Here is a 21603-nt window from a genome sequence, read left to right on the forward strand (position 1 = left end):
GTTCTACCAGCCACCATTTTCCTCCTGCATGACTTGGATCTATTACTATTGGCAAATGTGTCAGCTTTTTCACCACTGGTATCGCCTGCAGGTCTAATGTATTTCTTGTATATGTCTCAAACGTTCTTATCCCTCTTTCACATAATATCACATTTGGGTTACCATTTGCCATTATATATTCTGCTGACATGATCCATTCTTCAAATGTTGCACTTAATCCTCTTTTCAACAGAATCGGTTTCTTTGTCCCTGCCCCTACTTTTTTCAACAGATCAAAGTTTTGCATATTTCTTGCTCCTATCTGAATCAAATCCACTTTTTCATTAAATTCATCCAGATACTGTACATCCATCAATTCCGAACAGATTGGCAGTCCTGTCGCCTCCTTTGCTGCTACTAAAATATCCAGTCCAGATGATCCCATCCCCTGGAATGCATATGGTGAAGTTCTTGGCTTGAAAGCCCCGCCTCTTAAAATATTAGCACCAGCAGCTTTAGCAGCTTTGGCAATTTCAATTACCTGTTCCTTGCTTTCAACTGAACACGGACCTGCAATCAAAGCCAGATTTTCTCCACCAACTTTAACTCCATCAACATCAACGATCGTATCATCAGGATGAAAAGCTCGATTAGCTAGTTTATACGGCTCTGATACTTTCATTACTTTTTCAACACATTCTTCTACTTCAATTATTTTAGGATCAATTTGTGTGGTATCTCCAATTATTCCAATAACAGATTGTCCTGTTCCATTTACTACACTAACTCTTAAGCCTTTATCAATTATAATTTTTGATACCTTTTCTACATCTTTACTTGTTGCAGACATTTTCATTACAATAATCATTTGTTATACCCCTTTGTTGTTTATTTCAACTCCTGTATATAAATAAAAGCTCTCTTCCTTAAAGGACGAGAGCCTATGCTTCGTGATACCACCTTAGTTTATTAATATATTACTATATTAACCTCATCGAGTACGCTATCTATATAGTTCATACTCTTACACGTTAACGGGTGTCACCGGAGAAACCTACTACTAACGATTCAGTCCTCTACTCCAAGATGAATTCAATATTATCTAGCAGACCCTTTTCCACCAGCCAAGAGCTCTCTATTCCACTTCAAATATTTACTATTTCTTTTCACAGTATTTATACCAGATGTTGTTGCAATTATTGTATACAATAAAATTAATAATGTCAACATGTTTTATAAAAAGATTCTCAAGTTATTTATTTAAGTCTACATCAGTCTATATAATTCTGGCGGTTATAGACAATTAAATACGATATAATTTTGGTAAGAGAGGAGGGGCCATGAATAATATTGATACAACATTAATTGGTAAATACATCAAAAGTATTCGTCTTTCAAAAGGATGGTCACAAGCAAAACTAGAAAATTTATCAGGAATATCAGCATCTTCTATTAGTAATATTGAACATGGTAATAAAGGGATATCTTATAATATGTCAATTCCAGCAATTGTAAAAATTGCTCATGCTTTTCAAATGAGTTTTTATGATATTCTTAATAACTCTGGTTTTTTATCATATATAGGAGATCAGCAGTTTTCTCAAAACAAATCACAAATTTACATAACCAATTATGAATTAATAAATTTGTTTAATCGTCTAAGTCCTAGTGACCAACAAACTTTTGTTAAAGAAATACATCATCGTATAGAAATATCAGATAAACAAAAGCAACAACATATGTATAAAAAACTTAGATAGAAATATCATAAATAATCCCTACATTTAATTACAAGTTTTAAAATTCATTAAAAAAGATTTTTATCTACAAAAATCTTTTTTATTTTATTACAACCAAAATATCATTTACTATACTCCAGATTAAATCATTATCACATCTCAATTATTTTTGTTTTAACTACAAATTAATACTTTATATACACAATAATTTATTCTTATTTATTTGCTTTTAATAAAAAAATGCAAAAAAAACCTTTTACAGTCATAATTCGACAAATTTTGTCATCTACAATATGTAATAATATATTTGTAAAGCATTACTGCTTTTAAATCTCATGAGATTAATAAATAATTTACGTTAAATAAAAAAGTCAACATAACATGCTGACTCATCAACAAATGGTGCCCAAGACCGGACTCGAACCGGTACAGTATCGCTACCGACGGATTTTGAGTCCGTTGCGTCTACCAATTTCGCCACTTGGGCAACTACCGATAATTATTATATATAATTTAAACAATAAAATCAATAGTAAATTTTAAATAATTAAATATATATTAAAAAAATAAAAAAATATATTAAATTTATTAAAATAGTATTGACGAATTGCATAAAATAACGTATTTTTAGAAGTAAATAAACTAGACAGATGGGGTAAACATATGGAACGTGACAAAATTTTAAGTGAGCTTAATGAAATAACTAATTCACTAGATGCAACTACAGAAACTTTAATCGGATTACAAGAAAATGCTAAATATGAAGAAGCAATCAAAAAAATAGATATTGATTTATATCTTGATTTACCAATCCAGGAATTGAGTCGATTAGCTAATCGTTTAGCTAATCTTACTAACGAACTTTTAAAATAGACAAGCAGCTGCTTGTCTTTTACTTTAACTTATTACTAGAAGGTGAACTATGAATAAACTATTTAAACAAAGAATGAAAATATTATTAAAAGATGACTATGATGATTTTATCGAAGCTTTAACAAAAGATCCTATAAAAAGTTTTTATCTTAATCCTTTAAAAAAAGATATTATTTCACATTTAAATAAACAATATCTAACAGCTCATCCGTATATAAAAGATGCATATTTTTATGACTATAATCATTATCCACTTGGCAAACATCCATATTTTAACTGTGGTCTTTACTATATTCAAGAACCTAGTGCAATGGCAGTAGCAAATTGTGTAGATTTTAACGCTAATGACTATGTATTAGATATGTGTGCTGCCCCTGGAGGAAAAACTTGTTTTGTTGCTAGCAAACTAAATCAGCAGGGAATGATGATTGCCAATGACATTAATAAACTAAGAGCTGGAATTTTATCAGAAAATATTGAACGTTTTGGACTGAAAAATACTATTGTTACTAACTGTGATCCTATAAAATTAGAGCAGCACTTTAATAATTTTTTTGATAAAATCATCCTTGATGCCCCATGTTCTGGTGAAGGAATGTTCCGTAAACTTGATCAAGCAATTGAAACATGGTCAATTGATAAAATAAATGAATGTGCTTATATCCAAAAAAAATTAATTGATAGTGCTTATAAAATGCTTAAAAATGACGGGATTCTAATATATTCAACTTGTACATACTCATTAGAAGAAAATGAATTTCAAGTAGATTATATGGTTAATCAATTACAAATGGAATTGTTAGATATAAAAAAACACCCTGGCATGTCTCCTGGTTATCAAAATAATAAAGTTGTCCGAATGTATCCACACATTAATAAAGGTGAAGGTCAATTTATTGCTTTATTAAAAAAATATAGTCATGATAAAAGTAATAAAACTAAATTATTAAAACCAAATATAAATCGTGAACAACTTAAACTAATTAATCAATTTTATCAAAATAATTTAAAGATAAGTGTACCACCACATTTATATAACTCAAATAACCATATTTATGCAATTCTACCACATTTCCCTGAATTAAAAGGAATAAAAATTCTTCGTACTGGCTTATATTTAGGAGAATGTAAAAAAGGGCGTTTTGAACCTAGTCATTCTTTAGCACTAACACTCTCTAAAAATGATGTAAAACATTATTATAACTTTAAAGCTGATGATCTTGAGATAAGCAAATATATTCATGGAGAAACACTATCTGGAACAAATCAAAAAGGCTATGGACTAATATTAGTTGATGGTTATCCATTATCTTTCTATAAAGAAAGTAATAATCAAGTAAAAAATTTATATCCTAAGGGGTTAAGAAGATGAACCGTTTTCATATCATCAAAGATATAGTTTATGATATCCTAAATAATGAATGTTTTGGCACTCATCGTAAAAATGGTTTAGAGCATTTATTTAATGTAGCAAATATGGCTAACCTATTAGCAAAAACAGAAAATCTTGATCAAGAAACAGCTGCTATTATCGGAATTCTACATGATTTAGCAACATATAAATTTCACACTAGTTTTGATCATGCTAATCGAAGCAGTATTTTAGCTAAAGATATTCTATCCAAGAGTAATCTTTTTAGTGATGCTGAAATAAACCTTATTATTACAGCAATAAAAAATCATTCTTTTAAAGAAAGAATTGATGATAAATATAGTGAATTAATAAAAAATGCGGACTTATTAGTCCAGCATTTAAATGAACCAGATGCTCTTCTTTCTAAAAATAAACAAACTCGCTTAGATAACTTATTTAACAAACGATAAAATAATTGGAGCTAATTTAGTACTATTAATAACATAACTGCTATGATCCTCTTTTGGTAATATCAATAATTTACTGCCACTAATATTATGAGCTATCTCAATTGTATGACTTTCTTTAATCATATCTTTACTACCCGCTAGAACTAATGTTCTAGCTTTTATTTTTTGTAATGTATAATGATTTATATGTGGCTGATCTAACATTAACTTAATCTTAGGATCTTTTTTTATAATATAAGCTGCTTTCATTATATAATAAACATAGTCTTTTAATCCTCTTGGCTCAATATTTGCCCCACTAATAATTAAATCATTAATCAAATCACTCTGACTTGCAACTAATAACCCAACAATTCCTCCATCACTAAAGCCATAATATATCACATCAGTTAATCCAAGTTTTTTTATAAAATCCATTATATCTTCAGCCATCGCTTGATAACTATATTTTTCAACCTTAGAACTTTCACCATGACCTCGACTATCTATACAATAACAAGTATAATATTCTTTTAATACTTCTACTAACTGATCAAAAATATGATGCTCCTCACCATTACCATGAACTAAAATCATTGTTCTTCCTTGACCAGTTACTTTATAAAATAATTCACTTCCATTTACTACTATCTTCATAATTTATGATCCTCATAAAATTGTTTTAAATCTGCTTTAATCTCAAAATCTAACTGAGACTTCTTAATCCCATCAACAGCTCCTTCTAAACCATATAAAAGGTTTAAACAAGCAGAATCATCTATTGCCTGTATTTTCAACCAAGCTTCTTTTGCTCCAATTGCTTTTAACTTTTCAGGACTTTCAATTCCAACTTGAATTAACTGTCGATATACAACTTTTCCAATATTAGGCAAATCTTCTAACCGTTCCATTATTACCTCCCATAATTATTTTAACACAAAAAACAAGTAAAACAGTTATATAATTTCTTATGATAAATTAGATATAATTAACATACCAAAATAAGTAAAAATATAATAATATAATTAAAACTTCAAATTTGTGTTAGCATACATAAAATAAAGCTAGGAGTATAGTCATTAATATTTTTATACTTCTAGCCATTTTGATACCATCTTAACTTAATGATATTGACATTTTTATCCTTTGTCATTTTTTTTGATACACTTTTCAATTTGATCATGGACTAACTTTGCAATATCATTAGTATGCATATCTTTATATTCTTCATAATAAATAGGTTTTAAATAATGAATCTGTGCAGTTGTTTTTCTAATTGTATTATTATCAAATACTTTATAACAATCGATCAAAGCAACTGGCACGATTGGAGCTTTTGCTTTAGTAGCAATTTTAAAAGTTCCACCTTTAAACTCTAAAATATTATTACCATTACGACTTCTTGTACCTTCAGGAAAAACAAAAAAGTTTTGTCCATTAGCAACTTCATTTGAAACATATTTAATAATCTTAGCTCCTTCACGTACATTACTACGATCCATTGGAATAAATTCCAACATTTTAATAATATCCTTCACCAAAATTACTGACGCCAATTCCTTTTTTACTATTGCTCTAATTGGACGACTATGAGTTTGAAAAATAGCCAAAGGATCAAACAGTCCCTGATGATTTGGAGCCACAAAATATCCAGATTCTTTAGGTAGATTTTCAATCCCATAACATTCCAATTCTACCCGTCCCTTTCGTGTTACAATAGCTACAACTCGATGAATAAAACCATAACGTTCTTGTATGGAATATTCATCAATATGTTTATACTTATTAACCTTATATCCCCACCAGTAAGGTAATCTTAAAATAACCCTTATAACAATCAATGCAATTCTTTTCATTATCTACCCTCGCTTATATATTTGTAAAGTAAATGTTTCAAATGGTTTTTCTTCAATAAGTTGATAACCAAACTCTTTAAAACTTGGAAAATAAGTTTCTCCAACATGTTTACCAGGAATCCGTGAAATCAGTAATTGATCAGCAATTGGCAAACATTGTTTATATATTGAAGCTCCTCCAGAAATAAAAAGATCTTCTCCACTTTTACGGTATTCTTCAATTACTGTTTCTAATGAATTTCTAACTTCTACTCGATCATCTTCAAACGGTTCTAAACTCACCACAATTGTTTTACGATTAGGTAATGGTCTACCAATTGCTTTATATGTAGTTAACCCCATTAAAATCGTCTTATTGACAGTAGTTGCTTTAAAATGCTTTAGATCTTCTGGTACATTCCAAGGCATTCCATTACTAGAATCTTTTTTTCCAATTAATAAATCTTCATCTGTTGCTACAATTATACTAATCATTATACACTTACCTTTCCTACTAATTTTCCATGACTCTGATAATCTTCAAGTTTAATATCTTCAATCTTATAATCAAAAATAGATTTAACCTCAGGATTTAAAACAAGTTTACACTTTGGTAATGGCTCTCTTTCAATTTGTTGTTTAATAACCTCAAAATGATCTTTATAAATATGAGCATCTCCAATTGTATGAATAAATTCCTTAGCTTGATAACCACATGTCTTAGCTAACATCTCTACCATCAATGCATAAGATGCAATATTAAAAGGCACACCTAAAAAAATATCAGCACTACGTTGATACAATTGACATGATAAATACTTTTTATCTGCACTTACATAGAATTGTAGAAATGAATGACATGGTGGTAATGCCATATTATCTACCTGAACAGGATTCCAGGCACAAATAATATGCCTTCTTGAAAAAGGATTATTTTTTAAACTATCTACTAATTTAGCCAACTGATCAACTCCTTCATAATTAAAATTTCGCCATTGTGCCCCATACACAGGTCCTAAATCACCATATTTTAAAACAAAGGGATCATTTTCTGGTAATTCTTTAATTCTAGTTACAAATTCCTCAATTGTTTCACCTTGATAATCAGATGACTTTTTATAACTTTCATATGGCCATTCATTCCATATCTTAACATTACGATCAACTAGATATTTAATATTTGTATCACCTTTAATAAACCATAATAATTCTTCAGCAATTGGTCGAATAAACATTTTCTTTGTTGTCATTAAAGGAAAACCATCTCTTAAGTCATAACGAGTCTGATAACCAAATACACTTCGAGTACCAGTACCTGTACGATCTTTGCGATCTTCTCCATTTTTTAAAACATATTTACACATTTCTAAGTATTGTTTCATTTTCTACACCTCGTTTGTTATTGTACAATAAAAACTCTCGTTAATAAACTAAAAAAACACTTTTATCAAAAAGTGTTTATGATTTAGTTACCTTATTATATCGTCTTAAAGAAGTTTTTATCGACTTCATAATATCAATAATCAACTTCAATTCATTAGGATTACAATCAAGCAAAAGGCAATTAATCTCATCAATATAAATCCGTTCTGCTTCAACTAAACTGTCACATAGTAAAAAATCAGCAGATACAGCTAATGCATTAGCAATGCTTATCAAAGTAGGCAAACTCAGTTTTGTCGCCCCACGTTCAATATGTGATATATTCGTGGGAGAAATATTTGAAATCTCAGCTAGGGTCTGTTGAGAAAGATTTTGAGAAATCCGTTCTTCTCTTATTCTTTTGCCAATAAGTTTGTAATCTATTTCCATTGTGATTCCTCCAATGTTTTTATTGTATCTTCCAAAAAGATATCTTAAAATATATTCTACATCCCATTAGGATACCTGATATATTATTCCCATTTATTATTATTTTTATTCATTCTTTTTTTGCCTATATATATTTAAATTTGTCTATGTTATAATAAAATTACTTATTTCTAAATAAATAATTCTCACCCAAACATTAGGTAAAAATAGAAAGGAAATTAAAAAATGAAAAAAGAAGCCCCAAAAATAAATACAACATTACGCAGTCACACTATCCTTGTTCCAGAATGTATTCGTAATGCTAGCGGAATCATAATTAATGGCAAAAGAATAAAATCATTACTATTCTCTACAGATGTTGCTGTAATTTCAAATTGTAATGCCGATGCTGTTATTGCAGTATATCCATTTACTCCAACAATGCAAATAACCAGTGCTATCATCGACGTTGCTCAAAGACCAGTTTTTGCTGGAGTTGGTGGAGGTACTACTGCTGGCCCTCGGGTTCGTGAAATTGCCTTAGATGCTGAATTACATGGTGCTACTGCAGTTGTTCTAAATGCCCCAACAAAAACTGAATTTATTCAAGAATTATCTGATTATGTAGATATTCCTGTAGTTTTATCAATTGTTTCATTAGATGAAAATCTAGAAGAGAGGATGTTACATTCAGGTGCTACAATAGTTAATGTTTCAGGTGGAAAAAATACTACTGCAATTGTAAAAGAACTACGTAAGATTTCACCAGATTTTCCAATTATTGCAACAGGTGGACCTACTACCCAAACAATTCAGGAAGTAATTGAAGCAGGTGCTAATGCAGTAACATATACACCTCCTTCAAATGGAGATATATTTAAACTAATGATGGAAGAATATCGACAACGTTGTCATTCAGACTAAAAAACCCTCACTTTGAGGGTTTTAATATTATTCTTTATTTTTAATTTGTTGATTTAATATTGTCACAAATTCATCAAATGGAACAGTAATCTGTTTTTGCTGTCCATGTTTACGATATGTAACAGTTTTTTCATCACGTTCATTATTACCAAGTACTAATAAATATGGAACTTTTTCCATTTGACCTTCACGAATACGATATCCTAATTTTTCTTCACGAGCATCCATTTCAACTTTAAAGCCATTTTTCTGCAATAATTCAGTTACTTCTTTTACATACTCTAAATGATATTCATTATTAACTGGTAATACTTTGATTTGAACTGGAGCTAACCATAGTGGGAACACTCCTGCAAAGTGTTCAATTAAAATTCCAATAAATCTTTCAATCGAACCAAAAATAACTCGATGTAACATAACTGGACGGACTTTTTCACCTTTATCATCAACATAAGTAATATCAAATCTTTCAGGTAAATTCATATCTAATTGAATTGTTCCACATTGCCAAACTCTTCCTAATGAATCTTTAACATGAAAATCAAGTTTTGGTCCATAGAAAGCTCCATCACCAGGATTAACTTTATAATCTTTTCCTGCTGCTTTACAAGCCGCTGCTAAAGCAGCTTCACTTTTTTCCCAGATTGCAAGATCACCAATATATTTCTTTTCAGGACGTGTAGATAATTCAATTTCATAACTTAAATTTAAACTACCATAAACACGATCAATAAAATTAATCAATTTTATAATTTCGTCTTCTATTTGATCAGGAGTCATATAAATATGAGCATCATCTTGAGTAAAAGTTCGAACTCTAAATAAACCATTTAAAGCTCCACTTGCTTCATGACGATGAACCTGTCCTAATTCTCCCATTCGAAGAGGTAAATCTTTATATGAATGTAAACTATTTTTATAAACTAATAGACTTCCTGGACAGTTCATTGGTTTAATTGCAAATTCACGCTCATCAACCATACTTGTGTACATATTTTCTTTGTAATTATTCCAATGCCCACTAACTTCCCACAATTCTTGTGACATCATAATTGGTGTTTTAATAAATTCATAACCTTCTTTAGTATGTTCTTCATACCAGAACTGTTCTAAAGTATTTCGTAAAATCATCCCTTTAGGTAAGAAAAACGGCATTCCTGGAGCATATTCACTCATCATAAATAATCCTAATTCTTTACCTAATTTTTTATGATCACGACGTTTAGCTTCTTCTAATAATTCAAGATGCTTATCTAAGTCTTCAGGAGTTTCAAAACACACACCATAAATTCTTTGTAATACTTTATTTTCTTTATCACCTTTCCAATATGCCCCAGAGTGTTTTGTTAGTTTAAAATTTTTACAAGCCTTAACTGTTTCTACATGAGGTCCACGGCATAAATCTACAAAATCACCTTGACGATAACAGCTAATAATTGTCCCATCTTCAAAATTAGAGATTAAATCTAATTTATATTCATCATCTTTGAACATTTCAACTGCTTCTTCTTTAGAGATTTCCTGACGTGTTATTCGTTTACCATCTTTGCAGATTTTTTTCATTTCTTTTTCAATTTTAGGTATATCATCATCTTTAACAACATCATCACCTAAATCAACATCATAATAAAATCCTTCACTAACAACTGGTCCTACCCAAAATTTGGCATGAGGATATAAATGTTTAATAGCTTGAGCCATTACATGAGCACAAGAGTGGTTTAATACACTTAATTTTTCATCTTCTTTAAAATCAATCATTTCTCTTCTCCTATCCAGAAACGTAATATCGTTTCTTTTGTTTCTTCATTAAAATATTCATTTTTAAATTTGCCACCACATTTTTCAATTGTTTTTTTAGAAGCAATGTTCTTTTTATTACACGTTATTAAAATTGGATATATATCCCACTTTTTACAAATCTCAATCGCATCTTTTAACATTGCAGTTGCATAACCTTTTTGTCTTTGACTTGGTAAAACACTATAACCAATATGACCACCTTTTTTTAATAAAAAATCATTTAAACAATGACGAATATTAATTGTTCCAATAATTTGATCATTATCAATATAAAAATAGGTCGTTCCTGGTACATATCCTTCATCTAAATTAATGCCTAGATGATTTTGTTTTTCTTTTTTATCCATTGTGTATAATCTTGATAAGTATGACATCCACCATCACCATTAATAAACAATTCCCCATAATCAAATGTCTCTTGAAGATATTTGTTCATTAACATCATATGAGAAATATCTGGATATACTAATTTTGCCACCACTACCTCCTTTAAATAAAAAACCCTCATCCAAAGGACGAGAGTATCGTGGTACCACCTTAATTTGTTATAAAATAACCTTAAATGCTATAACGCGCTACCGACAATCTCTTTCGAGTGTTGCATATTAGGGAGTACCTATATAATCTTGTCAAGACTTGCACCAACCGTCTTTTCTCTAGTTCAAAGTATTATCTAGACATATCCTAAATCATCGCATTTTATTTACTCTTATAATTTTACTCTTTTATAGATTAAAGTCAATAAATTTATTTACTTTACTTTTTCATTTTGTTTTACTGAATATTCCATTTTAAGATTATCAGTTTCTTTTTTAAAAGCTCGATAAACATATTTAGAAGGCATTTTATCAAACATCGTTAAAGTATCGCATTTTAAACAATATAAAGCTGAGATACCACGAATATTTATCTTTTTAATCCAATCTCCTTGTGCTTTGCATATTCCACATTCAATCGTATTTTGTGGTTCAACTATTTGTATTCTCATTTTCATCACCCATCATACAGTATGCACTAATAAAATCAAAATAATTGTCAAACAAAGACAAATAAATATTACTACTTATCCGCATTAACCAATTTCTTTAAATCCTTTACTTCCTGTGGTTTTAAAATTCGATATTTACCAGGGGTCAATCCCTTTAAATTAACACATCCAACACTTACACGATGTAATCTTTTAACAGGGTGTCCAACACTTTCAAACATCTTTTTAACCTGACGATTTTTACCTTCAACAAGTTTAATCATCAGCATTGTTGTTTTATGTTCTATATCCTTATTAACAACTTTAATTTTACAAGGAAGTGTTTTAGCCCCTTCTAAATAAATACCTTTTTCTAACTTATTCAATGTTGGACCATTAATTAAGCCTTTAATTGAAACCTCATAGATTTTCTCTAAATGAGAGCGTGGATGCATAATCATATTTGCAAACTCACCATCGTTAGACATAATAATCAATCCAGTTGTATCAAAATCCAAACGACCTACTGGGTATATTCTTTCTTTTATATCAGTAAAATAATCTGTAATAATTGGTCGATCAAACTCATCATCTAAAGTACATACACACCCCTTAGGTTTATAGAAAACATAATATACTTTATTTTCACCAATAATTGGTTCTCCATCAATTGTAATAAAATCACCTTTTTTTACTTTAGTTCCTAATTTACAAACAATTTCACCATTTACTGCAACTCTACCTTGAACAATCAAATCTTCAGCTTTTCTTCTTGAGGTATAACCACTTGCAGCAATCACCTTTTGTAATCTTTCCATGTTTTTCACCTACTTCGACTACATTATACTGAAATGTAAATTAAAAGCAACTAAATCAAAGATTTAATTTTAATATTTATTAAATAATTGGATACTCACTTTAACAAAATTTTTATTTAGGTTAAAATATAGTTGTAAATAGATTTGGAGGAACTATTATGAGAGGAATTTATTCATCGTTAACTAAAATTAGACGTAAAGTTTTTGTTGAAGTTGCTAAACTTGCTTATGAAGGAAATGATTATAGCCGAATTGAAAATTTACCCTATAAAATAATTCCTGGTGAAGTTGCTACTTACCGTGACAGTATATTTTTAGAACGTGCTATAGTTGGAGAAAGACTTCGTTTAACAATGGGCTTATCATTGCGTCCAATTGATAAACCTGCACCAATTTCAAAAGGGATTGAAGACAGTATAATTGCAGATAAATATTATGAGCCGCCGCTTATTAATATTATTAAATTTGCCTGCAATAAATGTGCTGAAAAAAAATATGAGGTCAGTAACGGCTGTCAAGCGTGCCTTGCTCATCCATGTATGGAAATATGTCCTAAAAATGCCATTAGTTTTAAGGATGGTAAAGCATATATTGATCAAGATAAATGTATTAAATGTGGCTTATGTAAAAACAGCTGCCCTTATGATGCTATTTTAAAAAAAGAACGTCCATGTGCTAAAGCTTGTGGAATGAATGCTATCGAATCAGATGAATATGGAAATGCCCATATCAATTATGATAAATGTGTTTCTTGTGGTATGTGTCTAGTTAGTTGTCCATTTGGAGCTATTGCTGATAAAAGTCAAATATTCCAATTAATTCAAGCAATTAAAGAAGGTGATGAAGTCATTGCTGCTGTTGCACCAGCTTTTATTGGTCAGTTTGGACCAAAAGTAACACCAGAAATCTTAAAAAAAGCTATGCAGGAACTAGGCTTTAAAGATGTCATTGAAGTTGCAATTGGAGCAGACTTATGTACTATTGATGAAGCTAAAGATTTTTTAGAAAAAGTTCCTGATAAACAGCCTTTTATGGCTACTTCATGTTGTCCATCATGGTCAATGATGGCAAAAAAAGAATTTCCTGAATTTAAATCATATATCTCAATGGCTTTGACACCAATGGTGTTAACAGCTCGTTTAATTAAAGAAAAACATCCTAATAGCAGAGTTGTTTTTATTGGTCCTTGTGCCGCTAAAAAGTTAGAAGCCTCAAGAAAATCAGTGCGCAGTGAAGTTGATTTTGTTTTAACTTTTGAAGAAATTGGTGCAATGTTTGAAGCTAAAGAAATTGATTTTTCAAAACTTCAGCCAAATGATGCTGATACTTTTACTCAAGCCAGCAGTGATGGAAGAGGATTTGCAGTCAGTGGAGGTGTAGCTAAAGCTGTTGTTAACTGTATTAAAGCTAAAGAACCAAATCGTGAAGTATTAGTAGAATCTGCTGAGGGATTAGATAATTGTAAAAAAATGCTAAATGCTGCTAAAAAAGGTAAATATAATGGTTATTTATTAGAAGGAATGGCCTGCCCTGGAGGATGTGTAGCTGGAGCTGGAACACTTCTTCCAATTAACCGTGCAGCTATGGCTGTTAAAAAATACACTAATTCATCTGATAAATTAAATGCTAATGATTCTAAATATAAAGAATATTTAGATTTATTAATTGAAAAATACAAGTAAATATCTAGATAACTAAAGGGCTGTAACGAGTAAATGACTCATTTCAGCCCCTTTTGACATTTTATATACTATTCGAACTCGAAAATTAAAGTTTAGTACCATACTTTTTTGTATGAGTGTTGTTATACATTTTGATTCCATTTAGTTCCAGTTATTCAAATAGTATAGGCTCGTCTATACTTTTTTAACGACTCAGCAACTTACATAAAAGCTTTCTTCTGTTCATTAGAATACATCATTAATTGTTCCTCTTTCGTACTCAAAAATACTATTTAATTCCTTTTTTTCAAACACATAATGTTACATGAATAACCACTATCCTATTGTTTATTTCGAAATATTTAATTAGAAACTTACTTCTTTTTCGTTACTTTCGTTTCAACAACCGTACCATTAGGATACTGTGTTGCACTATATTTAGAATTACCATTATCTGTTGATACTTTTAACACTTTCCTATTTGAATCTGTAACACGTGCCTCTAATCTATCTCCTGGCTTATTCAAAATTCCCGATGTTTTAACGACACCAAAATTATCATATTTTCTTCCAAATATATCTAATATATTTTTCATTTCATCTGCACCTCATCATACAATAATTATTTTTTCTATATCACTCAAAAATTCTGGTTATATCCTGATACCGATTCACCACCCGATATATTTCCACATACTCTGCTCCAACTTTATAAATAATTACATAATCATTCCAAACTGCATACTTATAATCAGTTCGGAAACTAACACGTTTAGAAAGATCAGCGCCCATACCAGGAAATAACTGTATATTTTCAAACTTTCCATAAATCTTGTCTATGGTTTCGACTGCTTTTTCTATATTGTCTTCCGCAATAAAATTACGAATTTCTTTCAAATCAGTAGCCACTAATGGATTAATTCGTAGCTTCATCATAGGCTATTCTCCCATTGCTGCTTTTAACTCATCCAAACTAAGCCATCCTTCCCCATCCTTTACAGCTTCTTCTGCTTCCTGTAATTTCATCAACAGTTTCTTTTCTGCTCTATCTTTTTCATAATCTTCAATATCAAGCACTACAAATCTTCCTCTTCCATTCTTAGTAAGAAAGACTGGTTCCCCTACCTGACAGTTCTTCAAAACTTCATTGTAATTTCTTAAATCTGATACTGGTAAGATATTTGGCATATGCATTCTCCCTTCTCAATAATATTCTTATCTACTATTAGTATACACCAAACGCTGTAAAATTCAACGTGAAATTTTGCAACATTTGCTTTTAATTATCTTCTACACAATCAATTTCTTCTATAATTTCAACAACTATTATATTTTCGTCTTCTGTCACTTGATGATTTGAGTTACTTAACAGCGTGTCCCGCAACGATGTCTTTAACTGTTAATTACTAAAGAATCAGCTGTATATTAATCAAATTAGATTAATAAGTTGATTCCTTTTATGTGAAATAATATGATAAAGGATATAACAGATTACGCCAAAGAGGAGAATCTGGTGTGAAATTGGAAATATATATGATAGCAATAGGACAAAATATTAGAAAATATCACCGAAGAAAAATAGAAAACAGGAAAAAGGCAGAAAAGTTATTGTCAGTATTAAATTAAAGAGCCAATTTTTTTGAAAAAGAGCAAGTTATTTTTAAGTGCGTCAAAAATTCATAAAAGTTATTCACAATGAAACAACTTCTATGGATTTTTTTATATGAAAGGGATTAACAAAAGAAAAAGAGCTGAACGCTCTAAATAATTGATAAAAATTACTTAGTCGTTACAGCCCCTTTTAGTCATATTTCTTTATTTTTACAGTTTGTTTATCAAAATCAATAAATGTTTGAAATGCATAACGATTTTCATCTTCATCCCAAATTTCAACAAATTTAGGAGTAACTTCAATCAATATTTCACTTTCTTCATGACTATATGCATTATAACTTTGCCATAAATATTTTTTATATAACTTTTCAAATCTACGTCCTTCTTCATTTATTACTAATCCTAAGTTTTTAGCTATTCCCTCAACTTGTACACCACCAGTACATAAAGCAACTTGTGGGTTTTTAAATAACTGTTGTGTCTTTCTAAAATTCTTATCTGTTTTAAAATATATTTTATCATCATAAAATAAACAACTAACATTTCTAACCATTACATAATCATTAACACTTGAAGCTAAAGCCATAATTTTCCAATCGCCTAATTTTTTAAATAATAAAGCTTTTCCATCTTCAAAATTCATCTTTCTTTCCTCCTATTTTGTATATCGTTTAATGATGGGACTAATTTTTTTATAGATTACAAATGTAATCAAACAAACAATAGCATTTTTAATTAAATTAAAGGGTACAATACCTAATAAAACTAATTTTAAAGTACTATCAACATAAGGATTAACAGCTCTACTCATCTCAATGATCATCCCCATATCCATACCATATAATGAAATATAAAAAGGAATAATAATCACCAAATTAGTAAATACTGCTACTATTACATTCATAAATGTACCTATTACCATTGCTTTAACTGCACCCTGCTTTGTATTATTTCTTTGATAAACTAATGAAGCAGGTAATACAAGTGCTATACTTAACATTAAACTTTGCAATTCACCAGTAAACATCGAATTAGTACCTGCTAAAGCTAATTGAAGAATAATTCTCACTACAATAATAAATATCCCTGCTATTGGACCTAATGTAAAAGCACCAATCAATTCTGGAATACCTGCAAAATCGAAACTTAAAAACGGGGGCATAAAGGGTAATGGAAACCTAAACACCATCAAAACTGCTGATAAAGCTGATAAAACAGCTATCAATACTAACTTCCTTGTTTTTTCACTTTTCATTTTTACCTCCTAAAATAAAAACCTGAAAACAATATAAGTCTTCAGGTATAATTCTAGAAAATGTCTTTTCTCATCCGGACTTTAACCGTCGGTGTTAGAATTTCACTAACTCAACCATATATTGATATGGGTCATGGACTATAACCATCGGTAGGGACTTTCACCCCGCCACAAAGACTATATTAAATTTTTGATGATAGAAACATTATCTATTAATAATATTTTATACCTCTTTAATAATAAATGCAAATATTATATTATCAAATAATCACATTCTAAATTTTATTTCTAATGCATAGAATTATAGGGGTGATTAAAATTGAACTATATAAAAATTATTGGTTTAATAATTTCTTTAACTTTTATACCATTAGATAGCATTAAAACAATTCCTTTCCAAGGAAAAAGTTATATCGTTATGGAAGCAAGTAATCAAATTGTTATTGAAGGCAGCAACCAGGATTACATTCAAAGTGTTGCTTCAATATCAAAAATCATGACTTGTATAATAGCAATTGAAAACATGGAACTCGATACTATTGTTACTGTTGATGATACTATCAATGAAGCATGGGGAAGCGGAATCTATATACATATAGGCGATAAAATCAGCTTACGTGATCTTCTATATGGATTGATGCTTAGAAGCGGTAATGATGCTGCTGTTATGATAGCTAAAGCAGTAGCTAAAGATATACCCAAATTTGTTGATATGATGAATGATAAAGCTAGAGAATTAGAGCTTCATAGTACAACTTTCTCTAATCCTACCGGCTTAGATGAAGAGGATAATGGTAATCAGTCATCTGTTTATGATATGGCAAGATTGATGGCCTATTGCCATCAAAATCCAATTTTTAATGAAATAGTTAGTACAGAAAAATATATCCGTGAAGATGGTAATGGTACTTGGCACAATAAAAATAAACTATTAACTAATTATGAGTATTGTATTGGTGGTAAAACTGGATTTACAAAAAAAGCTAAACGAACTTTAATAACAATGGCTCGAAAAGATGATCTTGATTTAATCATTGTAACTTTTAATTGTGGTAATGATTTTGAGTTTCATCAAAATAAGTATGAAGAATGTTTTGATTTACTTAAAGAAACTAAACTATTCTCTAGAGGAATAATTGAATTTAAGCAAAAACAGTATTATCTAGATTTCGATATTTGTGTTAATAAAAAACCTACTGACAAAGTTGACGTGTCTTTTACTAATAATGAAATCGTTATTTCATTAAATAACCAGCCTGTTAGTAAACAAAAAGTTGTCCCTTATAATTATTTTCTTGGTTTTAAAATGATTTTAAAGGATTTATTTTATGGCTAAGGTTTTTAAATATGGCTTAATTTTCTTTGTATTAACAGCTTTTGCAACTAACAGACAGGATGAAATGTTTAAAGCTATTCTAAGTTCCCCTAATCAAGTTTTCGAGTTAATTAAAATATTAGTATTATCGGCTTGTTTATGGAATGGGTTTTTAAATATCATCAAAGCTTCTGGTTTAATAAAACAATTATCTTTTTTATTAAAACCAATCTTAAAGCTAATTTATGGAAAAGCAGTTGAAGATGAACAAATATATTTATATCTATCAACTAATTTTATTGCTAATCTATTAGGTGTAGGTTCTTTAGCCTCAATTAGTGGGCTTAAAGCAATGAAATCATTAACTAAATATCAAAGTAACCCAAAAGTTCCTTGTAAAGAAATGATGTTACTAGTTATTATGAATACTACTGGATTATCTATTATTCCTACAACAATGATGACATTAAGACAAAGTTATGGCAGTCATGATATTTTAGGTTTTTTTAGTTACAGCCTTACTATTGGGTTAATTATTACAATAATTGGTATTATTACAAGTAAGGTGATTGAACATTATGGATAGTATAATCTTAATAATTATTTTAATTGCCTTAATTGAATCTGCATTTAAAAAAGTAGATATTTTTAATGAATTTATTGAAGGTGTAAAAGAAGGCAGTAAGCTATTAATGACACTTTTTCCTACAATGATGGCTTTTACATTATGGGTAACCTGTTTTCAAAGTTGTGGCATTATAAATATATTAGAATTATTTTTCAAAAATATTTTCCAGTTTCTAAATATTCCTATTGATATTTTTATGATGATGATTGTAAGACCTTTTTCTTCTAATGGATCTTTAACAGTTTTAAATAATGTATTTTTAAAATTTGGTGTTGATCATCCTTATAGTATTCTTGGCTCAATTATCCAAACTGGCAGTGATACAACCTTTTATGTTGTCACATTATATTTTGGTAGTATCAAGCTGCAAAACAATCGCTACGCTTTAAAATTAGGTCTATGGTTAGATATCATTGCCTGTTTATTAGCAATCATTTGTTTTTTATTGTTTATTAATTAATAATGGGTTGAAGTGACCCATTATTAATTATTTGATAAGGATAATACTGATGATTTTTTTCAAGATATTTTTTTACAACCTCATAACTACGATCTGGATAATTAGTTATAATACCACTAACACCAATATCTAAATATTGATCCATTTTTATCTTGTCATCAACACTCCATACATATATAGGAATCCAATTAGAGTTAGCTTTATCAACAAAATTGACTGTAATCATATTTTCCTCAACCGCTAAAAAATCTATTTTAAGTTTCCAAATTGATGCATCAATTTGACCAGCACTACCATATATACAATAACCAATCCACCATTCTGGTCTTTTCTCCTGAAGGAATTCTACTATCTCATAATCTAATGACATATATATAGTTCGATTTTCGAAATTATTTTGTTCAACTATGTTAATAACTTTTTCACTTAATTCAATTTGATTATTATCTGCTTTTAACTCAATTAAAAGTTTTATTTTTTCTTTTTTCAATTTTTTAAGTAAATGATCTAATGTTATGATATTCCCTTGATATTGTCTTTCATAAACAGTTACCTTTTCTAATTCATTTGCAGTCATAGAACTAACTTCTCTATCTAAATGCGCCAAACGTAATAAATTAGTATCATGAATAACAACAGGAATACCATCTTTAGATAACTGAACATCTATTTCTGCATAATCACTATGATTATTTTGTGCCTTTATTATTGCCTCATATGTATTTTCTACTCCATATTTTGAACCACGATGTCCAATTATTATTGGCTGGTGTATTTTACCTGGTAATTGTAAATACATACTAATTAATAGCCCTGACATAGTTATTAATATAAAACTAATTATTTTAGGATGTTTCTTATATAATTTAGATTGACTTAAATAACGTTTAATAATCTGATAAGGATAAAATATAGCTGAATTACGATTGTCTAAAATACTACTTTTACCAGTTGTTTTCAATTCATAAAAATTATAGATACTTGCAATAAAATATAGAAAAAGAATAATTATTAATAAAACAGAAATTAAATATATAGAATCAGAAAATAAACAAGTTATTAAAATAACGACAGATATTATTAAAATAGTATTTATAATAAACGTATGTTTTAGATAAAATTTATTAGTTAAAATATATTTATTAATAAATTTTGTTAGATTACTAGCTTTTAATTTTGTTTGAATTAATGTATTATCTAATTTTTGACTAATTTCATGATCTAAATTTACATTTAATAATTCTTGATCATATTTATTAATAATTTTCAGATAAAAGTAATAAAAAAAATACATACCTATAATCGTAATAAATGTATAGACCAGATATTCAAAGAAATATATTCTAAATCTTGCTGAAATAATCATATTTCTAAGAAAAAAACGATTAAAATCAGTGTTTTTAATTACCGCATCTGGTAAAAGCATAATTATTTTCGTTTCGACAATAAACCATATTACCAAAATAGCAATTAAAATAAATCGATCTTTAATCTCTAATTTTTTATATAACGCAAAATTATCTTTAAAAGCTTTAATAAAGTTTTCCTTTTTTAAAATCATATAAAAAGGAACAAACAATAACAACAAGTATACTCCATAATACAAAAGATAAATTAAAACAATTAAAATATTTCCACTAAAAGTTAGTGATAATTCCCCAAAAATAAAATTAGGAACTTTAAAACTTGGAATCAAAGCATTAAGATAACCAATATGAGCCAATGGTAAAATCAATAAATAATATAATCCACAAATAATAATACTGGGATGTTTTAATCCTTTTAAATTAATAAAAGATACTTTCATTACCTCATAAATACGAAAAGGTCTCTGTTTAACATACAAAGAGATCATATTAATAATTACACTATATTCATATAAAACAATTAACAAACTGTATACCAATAAAAATAAAACCACTAAAATGCCTTTAAAACTAAAAAAACCAAACAATATATTTTGATTAAATACTATTCCAACTGCAGAATGATTATTTAAATACATCTGAAGCACTTTATTTAAAAATGGTAATAAGATAATAATCGTAATTATTTTATAAAATATCTCAAATTTTAATATTTTTATAAAATTATTTTTCATAATCCCACCTCTATATTAGATTATTCTACCACTAATA

Annotated in this window: 27 protein-coding genes, 1 tRNA gene, 1 riboswitch and 1 other annotated feature; of the genes, 9 read left to right on the top strand and 19 right to left on the bottom strand. The window is 28.9% G+C overall.

Features of this window, described 5'->3' with window-relative positions:
* Nucleotides 1–847: 3-deoxy-7-phosphoheptulonate synthase (gene aroF / locus BMW96_RS02115; protein WP_092352026.1), on the bottom strand; the 847-nt coding region annotated here is incomplete at its 3' end.
* 58 nt (nucleotides 848–905) lie between these two features.
* Nucleotides 906–1158, bottom strand: a binding site (T-box leader).
* A gap of 161 nt (nucleotides 1159–1319) precedes the next feature.
* Between aroF and BMW96_RS02120 the strand changes: the two genes are divergently transcribed.
* Complete coding sequence (locus tag BMW96_RS02120) at nucleotides 1320–1739, top strand: helix-turn-helix domain-containing protein (protein WP_092352028.1); 420 nt, start codon at nucleotides 1320–1322, stop codon at nucleotides 1737–1739.
* A 379-nt stretch (nucleotides 1740–2118) separates the two neighbouring features.
* On the opposite strand, the gene BMW96_RS02125 is transcribed toward BMW96_RS02120, so the two are convergent.
* Nucleotides 2119–2205 (bottom strand) — tRNA-Leu (locus tag BMW96_RS02125).
* A gap of 176 nt (nucleotides 2206–2381) precedes the next feature.
* Here BMW96_RS02125 and BMW96_RS02130 point away from each other — a divergent pair.
* The 3 genes from BMW96_RS02130 to BMW96_RS02140 are packed head-to-tail and all read left to right on the top strand — an operon-like array spanning nucleotide 2382 to nucleotide 4415.
* Nucleotides 2382–2591 (top strand): hypothetical protein, encoded by a 210-nt coding sequence (locus tag BMW96_RS02130; protein WP_092352030.1) that lies wholly within the window; start codon nucleotides 2382–2384, stop codon nucleotides 2589–2591.
* Between the two features lie 49 nt (nucleotides 2592–2640).
* Nucleotides 2641–3963, top strand: a complete 1323-nt coding sequence (locus BMW96_RS02135; RefSeq protein WP_092352032.1) for an RsmF rRNA methyltransferase first C-terminal domain-containing protein — start codon at nucleotides 2641–2643, stop codon at nucleotides 3961–3963.
* Entirely contained in the window at nucleotides 3960–4415 is a 456-nt protein-coding gene (locus tag BMW96_RS02140; protein ID WP_092352034.1) for an HD domain-containing protein, read from the top strand. The genes BMW96_RS02135 and BMW96_RS02140 overlap by 4 nt, the downstream gene beginning before the upstream one ends.
* On the opposite strand, the gene BMW96_RS02145 is transcribed toward BMW96_RS02140, so the two are convergent.
* The 6 genes from BMW96_RS02145 to BMW96_RS02170 form a co-directional block, all read right to left on the bottom strand.
* Entirely contained in the window at nucleotides 4398–5051 is a 654-nt protein-coding gene (locus tag BMW96_RS02145) for an alpha/beta fold hydrolase (RefSeq protein ID WP_092352036.1), read from the bottom strand. The genes BMW96_RS02140 and BMW96_RS02145 overlap by 18 nt on opposite strands.
* A complete protein-coding gene (locus BMW96_RS02150) occupies nucleotides 5048–5305 on the bottom strand; it encodes a TfoX/Sxy family protein (protein WP_092352038.1) in 258 nt (85 codons plus the stop codon). Before BMW96_RS02150 ends, BMW96_RS02145 begins: the two co-directional genes overlap by 4 nt.
* A gap of 228 nt (nucleotides 5306–5533) precedes the next feature.
* The gene (locus tag BMW96_RS02155) at nucleotides 5534–6250 is read right to left on the bottom strand and encodes a lysophospholipid acyltransferase family protein (RefSeq protein WP_092352040.1); all 717 of its coding nucleotides are present in this window, start codon (nucleotides 6248–6250) and stop codon (nucleotides 5534–5536) included.
* A 3-nt stretch (nucleotides 6251–6253) separates the two neighbouring features.
* Nucleotides 6254–6724 (bottom strand): dihydrofolate reductase, encoded by a 471-nt coding sequence (locus BMW96_RS02160; RefSeq protein WP_092352042.1) that lies wholly within the window; start codon nucleotides 6722–6724, stop codon nucleotides 6254–6256.
* Complete coding sequence (thyA, locus tag BMW96_RS02165) at nucleotides 6724–7611, bottom strand: thymidylate synthase (protein WP_092352044.1); 888 nt, start codon at nucleotides 7609–7611, stop codon at nucleotides 6724–6726. Before thyA ends, BMW96_RS02160 begins: the two co-directional genes overlap by 1 nt.
* Before the next feature lie 76 nt (nucleotides 7612–7687).
* A complete protein-coding gene (locus BMW96_RS02170; protein WP_092352046.1) occupies nucleotides 7688–8041 on the bottom strand; it encodes a helix-turn-helix domain-containing protein in 354 nt (117 codons plus the stop codon).
* A 225-nt stretch (nucleotides 8042–8266) separates the two neighbouring features.
* On the opposite strand from BMW96_RS02170, the gene BMW96_RS02175 reads away from it, so the two are divergent.
* Nucleotides 8267–8944, top strand: a complete 678-nt coding sequence (locus BMW96_RS02175; RefSeq protein WP_092352048.1) for a hydrolase — start codon at nucleotides 8267–8269, stop codon at nucleotides 8942–8944.
* Between the two features lie 27 nt (nucleotides 8945–8971).
* Here the strand turns inward: BMW96_RS02175 and thrS are convergent, their stop codons facing one another.
* The 5 genes from thrS to BMW96_RS02195 all read right to left on the bottom strand — a co-directional run bounded on the left by thrS (nucleotide 8972) and on the right by BMW96_RS02195 (nucleotide 12532).
* Nucleotides 8972–10705, bottom strand: a complete 1734-nt coding sequence (thrS, locus tag BMW96_RS02180) for a threonine--tRNA ligase (protein WP_092352050.1) — start codon at nucleotides 10703–10705, stop codon at nucleotides 8972–8974.
* On the bottom strand, nucleotides 10702–11094 hold the full coding sequence (locus BMW96_RS02185; protein WP_157796051.1) for a GNAT family N-acetyltransferase: 393 nt from the start codon (nucleotides 11092–11094) through the stop codon (nucleotides 10702–10704). The genes thrS and BMW96_RS02185 overlap by 4 nt, the downstream gene beginning before the upstream one ends.
* Nucleotides 11064–11225, bottom strand: a complete 162-nt coding sequence (locus BMW96_RS14005) for a hypothetical protein (RefSeq protein WP_157796052.1) — start codon at nucleotides 11223–11225, stop codon at nucleotides 11064–11066. Before BMW96_RS14005 ends, BMW96_RS02185 begins: the two co-directional genes overlap by 31 nt.
* 273 nt (nucleotides 11226–11498) lie before the next feature.
* Nucleotides 11499–11735, bottom strand: a complete 237-nt coding sequence (locus tag BMW96_RS02190) for a hypothetical protein (RefSeq protein ID WP_244881237.1) — start codon at nucleotides 11733–11735, stop codon at nucleotides 11499–11501.
* A 71-nt stretch (nucleotides 11736–11806) separates the two neighbouring features.
* The gene (locus BMW96_RS02195; RefSeq protein WP_092352056.1) at nucleotides 11807–12532 is read right to left on the bottom strand and encodes a pseudouridine synthase; all 726 of its coding nucleotides are present in this window, start codon (nucleotides 12530–12532) and stop codon (nucleotides 11807–11809) included.
* A gap of 158 nt (nucleotides 12533–12690) precedes the next feature.
* On the opposite strand from BMW96_RS02195, the gene BMW96_RS02200 reads away from it, so the two are divergent.
* Nucleotides 12691–14214: a 4Fe-4S dicluster domain-containing protein gene (locus tag BMW96_RS02200; RefSeq protein WP_092352058.1), complete on the top strand. Its 1524-nt coding sequence runs from the start codon at nucleotides 12691–12693 to the stop codon at nucleotides 14212–14214.
* Nucleotides 14215–14567: 353 nt separating this feature from the next.
* Here BMW96_RS02200 and BMW96_RS02205 read toward each other — a convergent pair whose 3' ends face one another.
* The 5 genes from BMW96_RS02205 to BMW96_RS02225 all read right to left on the bottom strand — a co-directional run bounded on the left by BMW96_RS02205 (nucleotide 14568) and on the right by BMW96_RS02225 (nucleotide 17062).
* Nucleotides 14568–14789 (bottom strand): hypothetical protein, encoded by a 222-nt coding sequence (locus BMW96_RS02205; protein ID WP_092352060.1) that lies wholly within the window; start codon nucleotides 14787–14789, stop codon nucleotides 14568–14570.
* Between the two features lie 40 nt (nucleotides 14790–14829).
* Entirely contained in the window at nucleotides 14830–15129 is a 300-nt protein-coding gene (locus BMW96_RS02210) for a type II toxin-antitoxin system RelE/ParE family toxin (protein WP_092352062.1), read from the bottom strand.
* Nucleotides 15130–15132: 3 nt separating this feature from the next.
* Nucleotides 15133–15381, bottom strand: coding sequence for a type II toxin-antitoxin system prevent-host-death family antitoxin (locus tag BMW96_RS02215; protein ID WP_092352064.1), 249 nt, complete (start codon nucleotides 15379–15381; stop codon nucleotides 15133–15135).
* A gap of 613 nt (nucleotides 15382–15994) precedes the next feature.
* On the bottom strand, nucleotides 15995–16450 hold the full coding sequence (locus BMW96_RS02220) for a pyridoxamine 5'-phosphate oxidase family protein (protein ID WP_092352066.1): 456 nt from the start codon (nucleotides 16448–16450) through the stop codon (nucleotides 15995–15997).
* Nucleotides 16451–16462: 12 nt separating this feature from the next.
* Nucleotides 16463–17062, bottom strand: a complete 600-nt coding sequence (locus BMW96_RS02225; protein WP_092352068.1) for an ECF transporter S component — start codon at nucleotides 17060–17062, stop codon at nucleotides 16463–16465.
* A 58-nt stretch (nucleotides 17063–17120) separates the two neighbouring features.
* A riboswitch (FMN riboswitch) is annotated at nucleotides 17121–17244 on the bottom strand.
* Between the two features lie 137 nt (nucleotides 17245–17381).
* On the opposite strand from BMW96_RS02225, the gene BMW96_RS02230 reads away from it, so the two are divergent.
* The 3 genes from BMW96_RS02230 to BMW96_RS02240 are packed head-to-tail and all read left to right on the top strand — an operon-like array spanning nucleotide 17382 to nucleotide 19465.
* Nucleotides 17382–18398, top strand: coding sequence for a D-alanyl-D-alanine carboxypeptidase family protein (locus BMW96_RS02230; protein WP_180320349.1), 1017 nt, complete (start codon nucleotides 17382–17384; stop codon nucleotides 18396–18398).
* Complete coding sequence (locus tag BMW96_RS02235; protein WP_092352070.1) at nucleotides 18391–18963, top strand: nucleoside recognition domain-containing protein; 573 nt, start codon at nucleotides 18391–18393, stop codon at nucleotides 18961–18963. The genes BMW96_RS02230 and BMW96_RS02235 overlap by 8 nt, the downstream gene beginning before the upstream one ends.
* Nucleotides 18956–19465: a spore maturation protein B gene (locus BMW96_RS02240; protein ID WP_092352072.1), complete on the top strand. Its 510-nt coding sequence runs from the start codon at nucleotides 18956–18958 to the stop codon at nucleotides 19463–19465. The genes BMW96_RS02235 and BMW96_RS02240 overlap by 8 nt, the downstream gene beginning before the upstream one ends.
* On the opposite strand, the gene BMW96_RS02245 is transcribed toward BMW96_RS02240, so the two are convergent.
* On the bottom strand, nucleotides 19458–21566 hold the full coding sequence (locus BMW96_RS02245; protein ID WP_092352074.1) for a glycerophosphodiester phosphodiesterase family protein: 2109 nt from the start codon (nucleotides 21564–21566) through the stop codon (nucleotides 19458–19460). The genes BMW96_RS02240 and BMW96_RS02245 overlap by 8 nt on opposite strands.
* Nucleotides 21567–21603: the final 37 nt, after the last annotated feature.

This window comes from Thomasclavelia cocleata, from assembly GCF_900102365.1.
GTDB lineage: Bacteria > Bacillota_I > Bacilli_A > Erysipelotrichales > Coprobacillaceae > Thomasclavelia > Thomasclavelia cocleata.

Coding starts and splice junctions, on each gene's coding strand:
- thrS (WP_092352050.1), bottom strand. CDS start 10,705: ATGATTGATTTTAAAGAAGATGAAAAATTAAGTGTATTAAACCACTCT.
- BMW96_RS02235 (WP_092352070.1), top strand. CDS start 18,391: ATGGCTAAGGTTTTTAAATATGGCTTAATTTTCTTTGTATTAACAGCT.
- BMW96_RS02190 (WP_244881237.1), bottom strand. CDS start 11,735: ATGAGAATACAAATAGTTGAACCACAAAATACGATTGAATGTGGAATA.
- BMW96_RS02200 (WP_092352058.1), top strand. CDS start 12,691: ATGAGAGGAATTTATTCATCGTTAACTAAAATTAGACGTAAAGTTTTT.
- BMW96_RS02185 (WP_157796051.1), bottom strand. CDS start 11,094: ATGGATAAAAAAGAAAAACAAAATCATCTAGGCATTAATTTAGATGAA.
- BMW96_RS02195 (WP_092352056.1), bottom strand. CDS start 12,532: ATGGAAAGATTACAAAAGGTGATTGCTGCAAGTGGTTATACCTCAAGA.
- BMW96_RS02205 (WP_092352060.1), bottom strand. CDS start 14,789: ATGAAAAATATATTAGATATATTTGGAAGAAAATATGATAATTTTGGT.
- BMW96_RS02130 (WP_092352030.1), top strand. CDS start 2,382: ATGGAACGTGACAAAATTTTAAGTGAGCTTAATGAAATAACTAATTCA.
- BMW96_RS02215 (WP_092352064.1), bottom strand. CDS start 15,381: ATGCCAAATATCTTACCAGTATCAGATTTAAGAAATTACAATGAAGTT.
- BMW96_RS02160 (WP_092352042.1), bottom strand. CDS start 6,724: ATGATTAGTATAATTGTAGCAACAGATGAAGATTTATTAATTGGAAAA.
- BMW96_RS02150 (WP_092352038.1), bottom strand. CDS start 5,305: ATGGAACGGTTAGAAGATTTGCCTAATATTGGAAAAGTTGTATATCGA.
- BMW96_RS02140 (WP_092352034.1), top strand. CDS start 3,960: ATGAACCGTTTTCATATCATCAAAGATATAGTTTATGATATCCTAAAT.
- BMW96_RS02155 (WP_092352040.1), bottom strand. CDS start 6,250: ATGAAAAGAATTGCATTGATTGTTATAAGGGTTATTTTAAGATTACCT.
- thyA (WP_092352044.1), bottom strand. CDS start 7,611: ATGAAACAATACTTAGAAATGTGTAAATATGTTTTAAAAAATGGAGAA.
- BMW96_RS02135 (WP_092352032.1), top strand. CDS start 2,641: ATGAATAAACTATTTAAACAAAGAATGAAAATATTATTAAAAGATGAC.
- BMW96_RS02245 (WP_092352074.1), bottom strand. CDS start 21,566: ATGAAAAATAATTTTATAAAAATATTAAAATTTGAGATATTTTATAAA.
- BMW96_RS02210 (WP_092352062.1), bottom strand. CDS start 15,129: ATGATGAAGCTACGAATTAATCCATTAGTGGCTACTGATTTGAAAGAA.
- BMW96_RS02145 (WP_092352036.1), bottom strand. CDS start 5,051: ATGAAGATAGTAGTAAATGGAAGTGAATTATTTTATAAAGTAACTGGT.
- BMW96_RS02225 (WP_092352068.1), bottom strand. CDS start 17,062: ATGAAAAGTGAAAAAACAAGGAAGTTAGTATTGATAGCTGTTTTATCA.
- BMW96_RS02120 (WP_092352028.1), top strand. CDS start 1,320: ATGAATAATATTGATACAACATTAATTGGTAAATACATCAAAAGTATT.
- BMW96_RS02220 (WP_092352066.1), bottom strand. CDS start 16,450: ATGAATTTTGAAGATGGAAAAGCTTTATTATTTAAAAAATTAGGCGAT.
- BMW96_RS02175 (WP_092352048.1), top strand. CDS start 8,267: ATGAAAAAAGAAGCCCCAAAAATAAATACAACATTACGCAGTCACACT.
- BMW96_RS02240 (WP_092352072.1), top strand. CDS start 18,956: ATGGATAGTATAATCTTAATAATTATTTTAATTGCCTTAATTGAATCT.
- BMW96_RS02170 (WP_092352046.1), bottom strand. CDS start 8,041: ATGGAAATAGATTACAAACTTATTGGCAAAAGAATAAGAGAAGAACGG.